This window comes from Undibacterium sp. GW821-FHT11H02 (genome assembly GCF_058808015.1).
Window position 1 is genome coordinate 69,752 of record NZ_JBXARG010000004.1, and the last position, 14,315, is coordinate 84,066.

A 14,315-nucleotide genomic window follows, 5' to 3' on the forward strand; every position below is an offset into this window, starting at 1 on the left:
GTCCGCTTTCTGCGCGGTGTTAGCGACGTTTCAAAGCTGATGGACACCAACTTACGGGCACCAACTTATGGACACCAAAAAACCTCAATCTGACATTGTGCCTGTTTTAGTAAATTGGTGATAGGCAGACTTGTCTTTAATGCGTTTTCAAACACCTGACGTTTCTCGTCACCAGTAATTACCAGCCAGATTTTTTCAGTTTGCAATAGACGTGGTAATGATAGAGAAATGCGCGTCTGATGGGTTTGCGGATGGACTGCGGCCAAACAATCTAAGCCATCTGCCTGCACAGGTGCACCAGGGAACAAAGACGCGATATGACCATCAGCACCCATGCCCAGCAAGATTGCGCTAAAGCGAGTTGGTAGTTGTTGATGCAGGCGTTCATTGATCGCTTCCATCGCTACTTCCGGTGTATTTGCCGCATTTTTTAAAGAGACCAAATTCCATTGTTTGCCATAGCTGAGTGGCAGGCATTTCTTGAATAAGCCTTCATTACTTTGCGGATCATTGTCATGCACCCAGCGTTCGTCGGTGGCGGTCAGGCGCACATCGGATGGTGATCGTTGTGCCAGCGCCTGATCGAGTTCACGATAAACTGGTGCGGGTGTTGAGCCACCTGCAAGCGCGAATGCCGCAGGGCGCTTGGCAGTTGCTGCGCTATCGATGAGATTGATCCATTCGCCAACCAGAGATTTGCTCAGCTCGGCAAAATTCTCGAAACGACGAAATTGTGTGTTAGCTTGCACGCTCGATGCCCTATCTGTGTTTGGCATATTCGACGAATTTTGTGCTGTTGTCTCCATCACTGCTTCCATGGTTTGCTTAGCCTTCCACATACTCTTCGCCCCACGCTGCTCCGTGTTGCGCTAACAAATAACTTGCCGCCGCTGGACCCCAGCTGCCTGCGATGTAGGATTTCAAACCCTCGGCATCATTTTCCCAAGCAGACATGATAGGATCGATCCACTCCCACGCGGCGCCCAATTCATCGTCACGTACGAATAAAGTCAGGTCGCCATGCAAAGCGTCGAGCAATAAGCGTTCGTAGGATTCAACACGGCGTAGGTTGGACGCTTCGGCAAAGTCCAAGTTCAATGCCACGTCAGACAAGCGTATGCCTTCGCCTGGCTCTTTTGCCTTCATAAACAATTGCACGCTTTCTTCCGGTTGCAAAGTGATGACCAGACGATTAGAGCGCAGTGGACCTTGGCCTTTACCGAATATCGAATACGGAATCGGTTTGAAGTTAATCGTAATTTCAGCGCAACGACTCGCCATGCGTTTGCCGGTACGCAGGTAGAACGGCACGCCTGCCCAACGCCAGTTATCAATCTCAGCACGAATCGCGACAAAGGTTTCAGCGCGGCTAGAAGCAGGTACGCCCGGCTCATGTTGATAGCCGATAACGGGCTTGCCATCGACTGCGCCAGCGCGATATTGACCACGTACAGTTTTCTTCGCGACATCGTCTGCCGTAAATTTACGTAATGCGCGTAAGACTTTGACTTTCTCATCGCGGATCGCATCAGGGTTGGCGTTGACTGGCGGCTCCATCGCTACGATAGACACCAATTGCAATAAATGGTTTTGTACCATGTCACGTAATGCGCCTGTCTTGTCGTAGAAGTCACCGCGAGTTTCAACGCCGACTTGTTCGGAAATCGAAATTTGTACGTCTTGTATCCACTTACGATTCCACAAAGGTTCGAGGAAGGAATTGGCAAAACGCAGTGCAAATAAATTCTGCACCATTTCTTTACCGAGGTAATGATCGATACGATAGATTTGATTTTCGTTCAAATAAGTGCGCAGGGCGGAATTGATTTCTTTGGCAGATTTCGCATCGCGCCCCAAAGGTTTTTCGACCACGACGCGGGCATTACCTTCAACCAGACCGTGTTTCGATAATTGCTCGACGACGGGAATAAAAATATCCGGGCCGATCGCCAGATAGAATAATTTTGCTTTAGTCGTATCGGCATTGACACGCGCTTTTAAGGCATCAAAATCTGTCGGTACTTTCGCGTCAATTTTTGAATAGCCTGTCAGCGCCAGAAATGCGGCTAATTGTTCTGGTGTGCCATTTGCTTTTGCTGCATAGGTTTCTATGCTCGCTGCAACACGGGTACGGAAATCATCGTCGCTTAAGGCTTCACGTGCCGCGCCGATAAAACTAAATTCGGGATCAAGACGTCCATTGACGAACGCGCTGTACAGTGCAGGAATGATCTTGCGTTTTGCCAGATCGCCAGTACCGCCAAACAATACAAAAGTAGTCATGTGGACTCCGAATAATTCTAGTTAGAGAAAAAATTAAAGAAACTTAAAATCGTTTTTGCCGCAGAGGCACAGAGGGCGCGGAGGTGCTTTTTAAAAATCTCTGCGTACTCTGCGCCTCTGCGGTTAAAAAATGTTCTTTGATTGAATAAATTATGCCACAGCTTAAACCATATTTCTTCAAAAATGTAGTTTCATTACGATATTTTTGATGGTTTTTATGTTTTAAACAGAAAATTATCGCTTTTCTGAAAGTTTGTTACAGTTTTTTTCTGTTTTTGTGCTATCTTTCAGTTATTCGAATTAGATACCCCCACAAAACTATGACGACTTCTGGACAAAATACACATCAAGTTGCAATCAACACAGTGGTTGATGCAGTTACTCAGCGCATTACGGATCGTAGTAAAACTCTGCGCGCGGAATATCTGGCGCGCTTGGAGCAATTACGCAATCGTGGTCCGCGCCGCGCTAGTTTGTCATGCGCTAATCAGGCACATGCGAATGCGGCAGCAGACAATAAAACCAAGATTTGGTTGAATCAGGCACAGAAACCGAATATCGGTATCGTTACAGCGTACAACGATATGTTGTCGGCACATCAGCCTTACGCCACTTACCCTGATCAAATCAAGGAGGCGGCATTGCGCTTCAATGCGACAGCACAAGTTGCCGGCGGTGTGCCTGCGATGTGCGACGGTGTAACGCAAGGTCGTCCAGGCATGGAATTGTCTTTGTTCTCGCGTGATGTGATTGCTCAAGCAACGGCGATTTCTCTGTCGCACGACGCCTTCGATGCGACTTTGTGTCTTGGAATTTGCGACAAAATTGTGCCTGGTTTATTGATAGGCGCTTTAGCTTTTGGTCACTTGCCAACTGTCTTTATTCCAGCCGGTCCTATGGGCTCTGGCTTGTCGAATAAAGAAAAAGCAGCAGTACGTGAACGCTATGCGCAAGGCAAAGCGACTAAAGAAGAGTTATTGGCTGCGGAAAGTGCGGCTTACCATAGTGCCGGTACCTGTACCTTTTACGGCACTGCCAACAGTAATCAAATGTTATTAGAAGCAATGGGTTTGCATTTGCCCGGCGCGGCATTCGTTCATCCATCTGATCCTTTGCGTCACGCCTTAACCGATGCGGCGGTGGAGCAGGTGTTGAAATTGACGGAAGCGGGTGGCGATTATCGTCCTATCGGTCATGTCGTGAATGAAAAAACTATCGTGAATGCCGTGATTGCTTTGTTGGCGACTGGCGGTTCAACTAATCACACCATTCACTGGATTGCGGTTGCACGCGCTGCTGGCATCCTCATTGATTGGCAAGATTTTGATGAATTGTCTTCGGTGATTCCATTGTTGACCCGTGTCTATCCGAATGGCACTGCAGACGTGAATGCGTTTGAAGATGCGGGTGGCCCAACATTTGTGATTCGCGAATTGTTGTCGCAAGGTTTGATGCATGCGGATGTGATGACAGTATTTGGCGATCAAGGATTAGCGTCGCACACAACACGTCCAGAATTACAAGATGGCAAAGTGGCTTTTATCGCGCATCCCGAAAAATCAAGTGATCCTGCTGTCGTGCGTAATGTAGATGAACCGTTTGCCGCAACAGGTGGCCTACGCTTATTGCAAGGCAATTTAGGTCGCGCGATTGTGAAGGCTTCGGCGGTGCCGGAAGACGCATGGATAGTGCGTGCTCCTGCCAAAGTATTTGAATCGCAAGACGCCTTAGTTGGTGCTTATAAAGCAGGGCAATTAAATCAAGATTTCGTCGCTGTGGTGATCTTCCAGGGGCCGCAAGCGAACGGTATGCCTGAGCTGCATCATTTCACGCCGGTACTCGGTAGCCTCATGTCGGCTGGTTACAAAGTTGCCTTGGTTACCGATGGCCGTATGTCCGGCGCTTCCGGCAAAGTTCCAGCCGCTTTGCATGTGAGTCCCGAAGTGGCGCAAGGTGGACCACTCGGCAAAGTACGTGATGGTGACATGATTGAATTGAATGTGCACACGGGTGAATTGCGTGCTTTAGTCGATGAAGCAACTTGGGCAAGCCGCACGAATCCAAGTATCAGCATCGATAGCAGCTATGGTTATGGACGTGATTTATTCGTCGCGCAACGCCGCGTCGTGACATCGCCAGAGCAGGGCGCTTCGACTTTGTTTGTTTGATTTTAAAACCCCTCAACGCCGAGGCGCTGAGACGCAGAGTAAAACCTTAAAAGAGAGGATTTCTCTGTTTCGATTTTCTCGGAGTCTCTGCGTCTCGGCGTTGAGGGGTTTAAATAGATCAGTGAAATTTTTTTTGAGTTTAGTAATTTACCGTTTTGAAGTGAGACCAAGATGACTATGACGACAGCAGCGATTATTTCCCAACTGGCACAAGTACGCGTGCTACCTATCTTGGTCACCGATGATGTGGATCAAGCGATACGTTGCGTGACGACGTTGGCAGAAAATGGTTTGCCTGCGGTTGAAATTACGCTGCGCACGCCGAACGCAATGACGGTCTTGCGTGAAGTTGTAAAAGCTTGCCCAAGCGTGACGGTTGGTGCGGGAACGATTTTGACACCAGCACAACTCGATGCGGTACGGAATACCGGTGCGGCCTTTGGTATTAGCCCAGGGATTACACCAGTGTTAGCTAAAGCGGCAGCAGAATCGGGTTTGCCGTATTTCCCAGGTGTTGGTGGCGCAAGTGATTTGATGCTGGCATTGGAACATGGTTTCAATGTCGTCAAACTATTCCCATCCGATATCGTTGGTAGCGTGAAGATGGCCAAAGCACTCGGCGGCCCATTCCCCGACGTGAAATTTTGTTTGACAGGTGGCGTGACGGTGGAAGCTACGCCGACTTTATTGCAGCAAGCGAATGTCCTGTGTGTGGGTGGTTCTTGGATGTGCCCGGCAAATTTGATCAGCGCCAATGACTGGGCGGCAATTGGACAATTGGCTGCGCAAGCTGCGGCGGCAGGCCGATAGGTATCGTGGTGTAGTTTTACTTGTGATGAATAAAGTAAGAACGAAAACCCCTCAACGCCGAGGCGCGGAGACGCGGAGTAAAACCTTAAAAGAGAGGTTTTCTCTTTTTTTTGAACTTCTCAGCGCCTCAGCGTCTCGGCGTTGAGGGGTTTTGATTTTGTCCATCATCAATTAGTGAGCAGGTGTTTTTTATTTACAGCCTTGTGCTGAAGCGTTTGGTTTTCAATTAATTTTTCTCAGGTTGTTTGATCATGGCTATCTCAGTTTCTCGTACTCCATTGTGGTGTTTGTTACAGCAACGCGCAAATAATATGTCGAGCTTGAAAGAGTTGTTTCGCGCTGATCCGCAGCGCTTTACACACTTCTCTGCTTCCGCTTGCGGTATGTTGTTGGACTATTCCAAACAACGCATGGACACGACGGCGAAACTCAATTTGTTAGCTCTAGCCCGCCAACAAGAAGTCGAATCACGTCGTGATGCGATGCTGCGTGGTGAAGCAATTAACAATACAGAAAATCGCGCCGTCTTACACACGGTATTGCGCTTGCCTAAGGGCGAGAAATTCATGCTCAATGGTGAAAACATCGCGGCCGATGTGCATAGTGTTTTAGCGCAAATGCGTAGTTTTAGCGATGCAGTACGTGAAGGTCGTTGGTTGGGTTACACCGGTAAACCAATTCGTACGATTATCAATATCGGTATCGGTGGTTCGGATCTCGGCCCGCAAATGGCCTGTATCGCCTTGGCACCATGGTCGCAAAAAAATCTATCCCTACATTTCGTGTCTAATGTTGACGGTCGTCACGTTGCCGATTCTTTAGAAAACGCCGATCCAGAAACAACGCTGATCGTAGTCGCTTCCAAAACTTTCACAACCATGGAAACCTTGACCAATGCGCGTACTGCTCGTGAATGGATGTTGAATCATGGTTGTCCTGAAGATCAAATTCGTCAACACTTTGTCGCTCTGAGTACCAATGTGAAAGCGGCTGCCGCATTCGGCATCGCAGAGGAAAACGTATTCCCATTTTGGAATTGGGCGGGTGGTCGTTACTCAATGTGGAGCGCGATTGGTTTGTCGATTGCCTTGTACGTTGGCGCAGATCGTTTTGAAGAAATGCTGGCCGGCGCACATGAGATGGATTTGCATTTTGCGCAAGCGCCGCTAGAGCAGAATTTGCCCGTCTTGATGGCATTGATTGGTGTTTGGAATATCAATTTCCTTGGTTTACAAGCTTTGTCTATCGCGCCGTATCACCAACGCATGACACGCTTGCCAGCCTACTTGCAACAATTAGAAATGGAAAGTAATGGTAAATCGGTCACGCGTGAAGGTCAGCGCGTCGATTACACGACCTCACCGATTTTGTTCGGCGAGGCGGGTACCAATGGACAACATGCTTACTTCCAATTGCTGCATCAAGGCGCGACGATTATTCCAACCGATTTTATTGTTGTTGCGGATGATGATGCTGGTTTGCCCGGCCACAATCAAGCCTTGTTAGCGAACTGCTTCGCACAGTCGAAAGCGATGGCATGGGGTAAAAACATCGATGAAGTGCGTGCAGAATTAGGTGATTTACCTGAAAAAATGTTGGCACCACGTGTGTTTGAAGGCAATCGTCCAACCTCTACTTTGTTGCTCGATTCTTTGACGCCACGCTCGCTAGGCGCGCTGATCGCGCTGTACGAACATAAAGTATTTGTGCAATCGGTGATTTGGGATATCAATGCGTTTGATCAATGGGGCGTCGAGTTGGGCAAATCCTTGGCGCAACAATTGATTAGCCTCGATCCTGCGGCAGTGAAAGAAGAATACGATAGTTCCACCAAGGGTTTGTTAAAAGCTTTGACCAAGCGCCATCGCTGAGATGTAGTTCCCTCTCCCGCAAGCGGGAGAGGGCTAGAGTGAGGGTGGTTCAGAGTGTAGGGCGGGTTGCACCCGCCCTACAAAAACCATTTTCCTCAATATGAATTGTAGGCATTTGATTTATATTGAATGAAGCTGATCTACCCGCGCGCAGCGCGATCTGCTTTGTTAAGATGTTTTGACTTTTTAGTTGCTCCGTTTCGCATAAACTATTTACTTTTCTTAATTTATTTAAAACCATTTAAAGCTGATCATGAACGATATCGCTGACGATAAAGACCAGAGCCTCCGTGAAGACATCCGCCGCCTTGGGCGCATTTTGGGTGACACGGTGCGAAATCAACACGGTGAAGAAGTGTTTTCACTGATTGAAACGGTGCGTCAAAACTCTATTCGTTTTCGTCGCGATGCCGATGTGGCGGCGCGTGCAGAGTTGGAAAATACACTCGATACATTAACGAATGATCAGACTACGCATTTGATTCGCGCCTTCAGTTATTTTTCTCACTTAGTCAACTTGGCGGAAGATCAGCATCATATTCGTCGCACACGTGCGCATTTGATCGCTGGTTCCGCACCTCGTCGCGGTAGCCTGGCACATACGATAGAAACATTGTTCGCCAGTGACAATGCCGCTGAAAATTTGAATGCATTTTTTCAGACAGCGGAAGTAAGTCCGGTGCTGACCGCACACCCAACTGAAGTTCAGCGTAAGAGTATTTTGAATTGCCAAATGGTGATCACGCGCTTATTAGATGAACGTGATCGTATGCAATTGACGCCAGAAGAATCGCGTGCCAATGAAGATGCTTTGCAGCGTGCGGTGTTGACTTTGTGGCAGACGCGTATGTTGCGCATGTCGAAGTTGTCGGTGCTCGATGAAGTCGAAAATGGTCTGAGTTTTTATGATTACACTTTCTTGCGCGAGTTACCGCATTTATACGCAGGCCTAGAAGATTTACTCGCGAGTAAAGATCAGCGCTTTGAGAAAACGGAGTTGCCGAGCTTCATGCGCTTAGGCAGTTGGATCGGTGGCGATCGTGATGGTAATCCGTTTGTGACAGCCAGCGTTTTGGAAAAAACGCTAACCATGCAATCGACGCGTGCTTTCAAATTCTATTTGGAAGAATTGCACACGCTGGGTTCACAATTGTCGATGGCGACCTTGCTGGTGAAAGTATCGCCTGAGTTGGTGGCACTTGCTGAACGGTCTCCCGATCATTCGCCACATCGTGCGGATGAGCCGTATCGTTTGGCAGTCAGCGGCGTCTATGCGCGCTTGGCAAGTACTTTTAAAAACTTGTTAGGTTTAGATCCTGTGATCGCGCCTTGTGGCCTTGCGGATGCTTATTCTAGCGCCGAAGAATTGGTCGCCGATCTCGATGTGATTCATCAATCTTTATCTGACAATGGCTCGATAGGAATTACCCGTGGCCGCCTGCGTCATCTACGTCGTGCAGTTCGTGTGTTTGGTTTCTATTTGGCACCGATCGACTTGCGTCAAAACTCTGATGTACACGAACGCGTGGTGGCGGAGTTGCTCAAAGCAGCGAATCCAACTATCGATTATTTGTCATTGAACGAAAATCAACGCATCGACGTCTTGGTAGCAGAAATCAGTTCTTCGCGCCCATTAGCGTCTCCGTATTTAACGTATTCAGAAGAAACGCAATCTGAATTAGCGATTTATCGTGCCGCTTGTACGGCGCAACAGCGTTACGGCAAGGGTGCAGTACCGAATTGCATTATCTCGAAAACCGACGGTGTTTCCGATATGTTGGAACTCGCCTTATTGTTGAAAGAATCTGGCTTATTGCATCCAGCCGAAGCGCGTCTCGATGTGAATATTATTCCGCTATTTGAAACGATAGGTGATTTGCAAAATAGTGCGCCAGCGATGGATAGATTATTCGGTATCCCAGCTTATGCGCGTTTGTTGGCGAGTCGGAATAATGCGCAAGAAGTCATGCTCGGCTATTCAGATAGTAATAAAGACGGCGGCTTCTTAACCTCTGGTTGGGAATTGTATAAAGCCGAAATTGATTTAGTTGAAATCTTCGCCAAACATCAAGTGCGCCTGCGCTTATTCCACGGTCGTGGTGGCTCCGTTGGTCGTGGTGGAGGTCCAAGCTATCAAGCGATTTTGGCGCAACCAGCAGGTGCGGTCCAAGGCCAAATTCGTTTGACAGAACAAGGTGAAGTTATCACCGCGAAATATGCAAATCCCGAGGTAGGGCGTCGTAATTTAGAAGTCTTGGCTGCCGCTACGATGGAAGCGAGTTTGCTATCGCACACGGAATTGGCGCTACGTCCAGAATTTCTCAAAACCATGGAAGCTTTATCCGAAAATGCCTTTAAAGCGTATCGGAATATGGTCTACGAGACCGAAGGCTTTGAGCAATATTTCTGGGAATCGACGGTGATTTCTGAAATTGCTGGTTTGAATATTGGCAGTCGTCCTGCATCACGTAAGAAATCGACTGCGATCGAAGATTTACGCGCGATTCCTTGGGTCTTTAGTTGGTCACAATGCCGCTTGATGTTACCAGGCTGGTTTGGTTTTGGTAGTGCGGTCAAGCAGTATTTAGAGGCGAATCCAAGTCATGGTTTGCAGACTCTGCAAGCGATGTTTAAAGACTGGTCTTTCTTTTCGACTGTCTTGTCGAATATGGAAATGGTCTTGGCGAAAAGCGATATCGGGATTGCGAGTCGTTATGCGCAGTTGGTCAAAGATGAGGAATTACGCAACCGTATTTTTCCGCGCCTGGAAGCAGAGCATGCTTTAACGATAGAAGTGCTTAAACAAATTTCGGGGCGTGAAGATCTGTTGTCAGATAATCCTTTATTGAAACGTTCTATCGTCAATCGCTTCCCTTATTTATCACCGTTGAATCATGTACAGGTCGAGCTCCTAAAGCGCTATCGTCAGGGGGATGAAGATGAACGTGTACGTCGCGGAATTCATTTGTCGATTAATGGTATTGCCGCTGGTCTGCGTAATAGTGGTTGACGAGTGCTTGATGAGTGCTTGATTAGTCTTGATTTAGGACAGGTAAATCAAACAACGAATCCTTCATAGGATACGCATCTTTAATTATTATTCGGTCAAAAAGGGAGTATTCGCTATACTCCCTTTTTTATTGGCAGGTTTAAGACTATGGGAATTGCATTACTAGGTGTGATAGGCTGGTCAGGCAGTGGCAAGACTAGCTTGTTGGAAAATTTACTTGCAGGATTAAGCGCACAATCTAAACGCGTCAATTTGGTAAAACATAGTCATCACGATGTGATTTTGGAGCCTGAACATAAGGACAGTGCTCGACTACGACGCGCTGGTGCGCAAGAAGTCTTGCTAATTTCACCTTTTCGTTATGCCATTGTTCATGAATTACCTGAAGTGCCGGAACCTGAGTTAGCTGAGTTGTTGTTACGACTTGCACCAGCCGATTTGACTTTAGTTGAAGGTTACAAATGGGCGCCGATAGCAAAATTGGAAGTATTCCGTCCTGCACTAAATAAGCCCGCAATTTATCCAAATGATCAGTATGTTGTAGCGGTCGCTTCCGATGTGCCACGCCCAAGCGATTGCCCAGAACACATTAACTGGCTAGACTTAAATCAAACTCAGCAAGTGTTGGATTGGCTATTAGATAATCTTAGTCAAGGGCGATTCAGTAATGCACTGTAAGTTATGACAACATTCGAGCCGCGATCCAAGCATAGAGAACATAAAAAAAAGAATTTGAAAAAAACGCTAAAGTATCCTTAAATTCTGACCGTTAAAGGAGATATAGATAAGGAGAATTGTCATGGATGTTTCCGGAATTGCGAGATCTGCAACTACGATAGCCGATGTAGGTGTCAGTCAAGAGGTGAGCATTGCGGTGCTGAAGAAGGCAATGGATATTAGTAAAGATAGCGCCACTGCGCTGATTGAAGCCATCCCTAATTCTAGTGCTAATACTGTGCCAAACTTACCGCCTAATTTGGGACGTAATATTAATACAACCGCCTGACTGTATAGTCTATCGAATTTATTTTTTGCTCAGTAAACAGCGTTCAATGAAAATTGAGCGCTGTTTTGTTTTTGGGGAAAGTTTTTTTAGCTAATACGATTTGAGTGATAATTGTGCCCAATGGCACAAGCTAGATTTCACGCAATCGGTGATAATTCATCATGATGGCAAGGCTTTAGTTTTATTGCTCTGATCCTTCAGATCGTTTGAGTCGAATGATTATGTTGTTGAAACTTCATTGAGCCTTATTTTGTAATGACTATTTGTATTATTGGGGATGTGTATGACAAAACCAGACTGGAACTGGTCGGATAGATTGAGTTTGCAGCATGATGTGATGGATGAAACTCATCAAGAGTTCGTTGCGCTATGTGCCGCTTTGTCTTTGAATGAGCCTAGTACTTACCTAAATCGCCTTGACGCATTGATAGAACATTCAATCGAACACTTTGCGCAAGAAGATACTTGGATGCGTGACAACAATTTTCCTCCGGCTGGATGCCATCAAGGCGAACATGACGCCGTTTTGCAAGTAATGCAAGAAGTTAGACGGCGCTATGCAGATGGTGAGTGTGACCTTGGAGCTAGTTTGGCAGAAGAATTACCTTTATGGTTTGAGCACCACGTAGCCACAATGGACAATATGCTGGCCCAGTTTTTAATCAGCAATGAAATTGCTGTAGAAAAGTCACAAGAGGCCAAGAAAGACTTAATAAGTAGTGCTGCCTAAATATGGCGGTGTTTGGCACTCGTTTTTTGTAAATGCAGACGAGTGCTTCAGCTTTACGCTTGTACTTTGATACAAACATCGCTTAACTGAACTTTTTGACCTGGACGAATTTTCGCCGTCTTGCGCAGTTCTTGTTTACCGTCTACGCGGACTGCGCCACTGGCGACAATGACTTTCCCTGCGCCACCGCTATCGCAAATTCCCACCAGTTTTAATAGCTGATTTAATTCTACATAGTCGCCTTCTACGCTAAAGCTGATTTCTTGCATGACTTTCCAATCTAAAAAGTTCTTTGAATGTGCGAGGATACACCATTTTAAAGGCTTTACTAGCGAGCAAAATCGAGGCAGAATCAAAATTCAAAAATTTTTTGAAGTAGTTTTGTAAGGATTCTTTGACTGTCTCGACTACTCATTGTTGTTTGCAGTTAGTGGCGTCTTATCGCTGCTTTTTTTATTACATTTTGGAGAAAAAACATGAGCAACTTAAATAGTAAAGCAATGATTGCCGTCGCATTGGCAGGTTTGATGGGCTCTTCTACTTTGATGGCGGCTGATACGCCAAAGACAGAGAAATGCTATGGTATCGCTAAAGCGGGAGCAAATGATTGCGCGACAAAAAATGGCAGTCACTCGTGTGCTGGTCAGAGTAAGAAGGATAATGATCCTAATGAATGGAAAAAGGTACCAGCAGGTAGTTGCGAAAAAATGGGCGGCAAGTTAGAAGCACCTAAATCTTAAGTTTTGCGATTTAGATTTTTTAAACTTGAAGAACAATTTTTCTTCCATTGAAAACCGCAAATCTACGTCCGGAGCGCCTATATTAACGGGCAATGGAATAGGTTTGCGGACACCACATTATCGTCAGTTTCTAGAGCAGCAAATAGAAATAGACTGGTTAGAAGTTCACTCTGAAAATTATTTTGGTGATGGCGGATTCGATTTACACGTACTCGAACATGTCGCACAAAACCATCCTATCAGTTTGCATGGTGTAGGCCTCGGTCTAGGCTCCGCGGCGCCTGATCAGATCAATCAAATTCATCTACAAAAGCTAAAACGCCTGGTAGACAGAATTCAACCTGGTTTGGTCTCAGAACATCTGTGCTGGGGCGCTGTGGCTCAGCAAAATCTCAACGATTTATTACCGCTAACTTTGTCGGACTGCGCTTTGAAGCTGGTTTGCGAACGAGTTGATTTCCTACAAAATTATTTGCAGCGCCAGATCTTGATTGAAAACGTGTCCACTTATGTACGTTTTCGCGATGATGCTATGAGCGAGGCGGAATTTCTTATCTCTTTGAGTCAACAAACTGGCTGCGGCATCTTGCTGGACATTAATAATCTTTACGTCAATCAATGCAATCACGGTGAGGACGCTCGCGCGGCGATACAGCGATTTGCAAGTTTGTCAGATCAGGTTGTTGGTGAGATTCATTTAGCAGGCCATACCAGTGTTGAGGGGGGGGTGATCGACGACCACGGCAGTTGTGTGGCGCCTGAAGTTTGGGCGCTTTATAGCGAGTTTTGTCGAAGTGTGAGCGCTGAAATTCCTACGCTGATTGAATGGGACACAGATGTGCCTGAATTGGACGTGTTATTGAACGAAGCCAATAAAGTTCAAGAGATTCGTCAGCAGCTAAGGGCTAAGCATGGACGATAAATTGCGACAAATCCAAGAAGAGTTTTCTCAGCTACTTGTGGCTCCGGATTTGGATTTAGTCCCTGATTTCTTTTCTACAGGATCTAGCGTGATCCGACAACGTCTGTCGATCTATCGAGGCAATGTCCAGAGTATTTGGATCAAGACTTTGGAAAATACTTTTCCAGTTCTGCAACAACTGGTTGGGACTGAGTTTTTTACTTACCTTGCTTTGCAATACGGCAGGCAATTTCCTTCTCAATCAGGCGATTTGAATCAGTTTGGATCACAATTTTCGCGTTATCTCGCAGACGAGGTGGCAGTGAAAACATATCCTTATTTCAGTGCGGTAGCCGAATTGGAATGGCAATTGCATTGTGCTTACTATGCTGAAAACCAAGCGCCAATCAGTTTGCAACAATTTTTGCATGAGGCAGGAAGTAATATGCAGCAAAGCCGATTGCTGTTTCATCCTGCAAGTAGCCTGTTTCAGGCAGCTTATGCTGCGGCGCAAGTGTATCTGGCGCATCAGGTGCAAGCCGTGGTCGCAATTGATGTTCCCTTAGATAGCGCCTGTTGGGCTTTAATTAGTCGCCCTAGGTGGCGGGGTGAACTTATGCTTTTAGATGCGGCGAGTTTTCAAGCCCTACTCGCCTTGCAGCAAGGTCAGACATTGGGTGATGCGTTAGAACTGGCAATATCAATTGATCCACAGTTTGATATTGCCGCACAATTGCAGAGATGGTTTTCTTCGGGGGCTTTTATTGGATATAAGTGTAAGGAATTGTGAGTTTGT

At 46.6% G+C, this 14,315-nt stretch carries 13 protein-coding genes; 10 read left to right on the plus strand and 3 right to left on the minus strand.

The genetic code is table 11. The features are described from left to right. Positions 1-65 precede the first annotated feature (65 nt). Entirely contained in the window at positions 66-839 is a 774-nt protein-coding gene (gene pgl / locus AC1RR2_RS05570; RefSeq protein ID WP_493221310.1) for a 6-phosphogluconolactonase, read from the minus strand. After that, on the minus strand, positions 826-2,283 hold the full coding sequence (zwf, locus tag AC1RR2_RS05575) for a glucose-6-phosphate dehydrogenase (protein ID WP_493221311.1): 1,458 nt from the start codon (positions 2,281-2,283) through the stop codon (positions 826-828). Before zwf ends, pgl begins: the two co-directional genes overlap by 14 nt. Positions 2,284-2,603: 320 nt before the next feature. Here zwf and edd point away from each other — a divergent pair, with 320 nt between their 5' ends. The 7 genes from edd to AC1RR2_RS05610 all read left to right on the plus strand — a co-directional run bounded on the left by edd (position 2,604) and on the right by AC1RR2_RS05610 (position 11,878). Further along, positions 2,604-4,451 (plus strand): phosphogluconate dehydratase, encoded by a 1,848-nt coding sequence (edd, locus tag AC1RR2_RS05580; protein WP_493221312.1) that lies wholly within the window; start codon positions 2,604-2,606, stop codon positions 4,449-4,451. A gap of 171 nt (positions 4,452-4,622) precedes the next feature. Then, positions 4,623-5,261 carry a bifunctional 4-hydroxy-2-oxoglutarate aldolase/2-dehydro-3-deoxy-phosphogluconate aldolase gene (gene eda / locus AC1RR2_RS05585; RefSeq protein ID WP_493221313.1) on the plus strand — a complete coding sequence of 213 codons (639 nt, stop codon included), beginning with the start codon at positions 4,623-4,625 and terminating at the stop codon, positions 5,259-5,261. 251 nt (positions 5,262-5,512) lie between these two features. Next, positions 5,513-7,132: a glucose-6-phosphate isomerase gene (gene pgi, locus AC1RR2_RS05590; RefSeq protein WP_390211380.1), complete on the plus strand. Its 1,620-nt coding sequence runs from the start codon at positions 5,513-5,515 to the stop codon at positions 7,130-7,132. 253 nt (positions 7,133-7,385) lie between these two features. Beyond that, positions 7,386-10,142 (plus strand): phosphoenolpyruvate carboxylase, encoded by a 2,757-nt coding sequence (gene ppc, locus AC1RR2_RS05595; protein ID WP_493221314.1) that lies wholly within the window; start codon positions 7,386-7,388, stop codon positions 10,140-10,142. Between the two features lie 147 nt (positions 10,143-10,289). Then, the gene (gene mobB / locus AC1RR2_RS05600) at positions 10,290-10,820 is read left to right on the plus strand and encodes a molybdopterin-guanine dinucleotide biosynthesis protein B (protein WP_493221315.1); all 531 of its coding nucleotides are present in this window, start codon (positions 10,290-10,292) and stop codon (positions 10,818-10,820) included. A gap of 121 nt (positions 10,821-10,941) precedes the next feature. Next, positions 10,942-11,148 carry a YjfB family protein gene (locus tag AC1RR2_RS05605; protein WP_493221316.1) on the plus strand — a complete coding sequence of 69 codons (207 nt, stop codon included), beginning with the start codon at positions 10,942-10,944 and terminating at the stop codon, positions 11,146-11,148. A gap of 283 nt (positions 11,149-11,431) precedes the next feature. Next, positions 11,432-11,878 (plus strand): hemerythrin domain-containing protein, encoded by a 447-nt coding sequence (locus AC1RR2_RS05610; RefSeq protein WP_493221317.1) that lies wholly within the window; start codon positions 11,432-11,434, stop codon positions 11,876-11,878. A 53-nt stretch (positions 11,879-11,931) separates the two neighbouring features. Here the strand turns inward: AC1RR2_RS05610 and AC1RR2_RS05615 are convergent, their stop codons facing one another. Beyond that, positions 11,932-12,147, minus strand: coding sequence for an RNA-binding S4 domain-containing protein (locus AC1RR2_RS05615; RefSeq protein WP_493221318.1), 216 nt, complete (start codon positions 12,145-12,147; stop codon positions 11,932-11,934). A gap of 207 nt (positions 12,148-12,354) precedes the next feature. Between AC1RR2_RS05615 and AC1RR2_RS05620 the strand changes: the two genes are divergently transcribed. From AC1RR2_RS05620 to AC1RR2_RS05630, 3 genes are all read left to right on the plus strand, one after another. Continuing rightward, positions 12,355-12,618 (plus strand): BufA1 family periplasmic bufferin-type metallophore, encoded by a 264-nt coding sequence (locus AC1RR2_RS05620; protein ID WP_493221319.1) that lies wholly within the window; start codon positions 12,355-12,357, stop codon positions 12,616-12,618. A 103-nt stretch (positions 12,619-12,721) separates the two neighbouring features. Further along, positions 12,722-13,540: an MNIO family bufferin maturase gene (gene bufB, locus AC1RR2_RS05625; RefSeq protein ID WP_493221320.1), complete on the plus strand. Its 819-nt coding sequence runs from the start codon at positions 12,722-12,724 to the stop codon at positions 13,538-13,540. Next, the gene (locus AC1RR2_RS05630) at positions 13,530-14,309 is read left to right on the plus strand and encodes an HvfC/BufC family peptide modification chaperone (protein WP_493221321.1); all 780 of its coding nucleotides are present in this window, start codon (positions 13,530-13,532) and stop codon (positions 14,307-14,309) included. The genes bufB and AC1RR2_RS05630 overlap by 11 nt, the downstream gene beginning before the upstream one ends. Positions 14,310-14,315 lie beyond the last annotated feature (6 nt).

Coding starts and splice junctions, on each gene's coding strand:
- AC1RR2_RS05620 (WP_493221319.1), top strand. CDS start 12,355: ATGAGCAACTTAAATAGTAAAGCAATGATTGCCGTCGCATTGGCAGGT.
- pgi (WP_390211380.1), top strand. CDS start 5,513: ATGGCTATCTCAGTTTCTCGTACTCCATTGTGGTGTTTGTTACAGCAA.
- AC1RR2_RS05605 (WP_493221316.1), top strand. CDS start 10,942: ATGGATGTTTCCGGAATTGCGAGATCTGCAACTACGATAGCCGATGTA.
- zwf (WP_493221311.1), bottom strand. CDS start 2,283: ATGACTACTTTTGTATTGTTTGGCGGTACTGGCGATCTGGCAAAACGC.
- mobB (WP_493221315.1), top strand. CDS start 10,290: ATGGGAATTGCATTACTAGGTGTGATAGGCTGGTCAGGCAGTGGCAAG.
- pgl (WP_493221310.1), bottom strand. CDS start 839: ATGTGGAAGGCTAAGCAAACCATGGAAGCAGTGATGGAGACAACAGCA.
- AC1RR2_RS05615 (WP_493221318.1), bottom strand. CDS start 12,147: ATGCAAGAAATCAGCTTTAGCGTAGAAGGCGACTATGTAGAATTAAAT.
- AC1RR2_RS05610 (WP_493221317.1), top strand. CDS start 11,432: ATGACAAAACCAGACTGGAACTGGTCGGATAGATTGAGTTTGCAGCAT.
- edd (WP_493221312.1), top strand. CDS start 2,604: ATGACGACTTCTGGACAAAATACACATCAAGTTGCAATCAACACAGTG.
- ppc (WP_493221314.1), top strand. CDS start 7,386: ATGAACGATATCGCTGACGATAAAGACCAGAGCCTCCGTGAAGACATC.
- eda (WP_493221313.1), top strand. CDS start 4,623: ATGACTATGACGACAGCAGCGATTATTTCCCAACTGGCACAAGTACGC.
- AC1RR2_RS05630 (WP_493221321.1), top strand. CDS start 13,530: ATGGACGATAAATTGCGACAAATCCAAGAAGAGTTTTCTCAGCTACTT.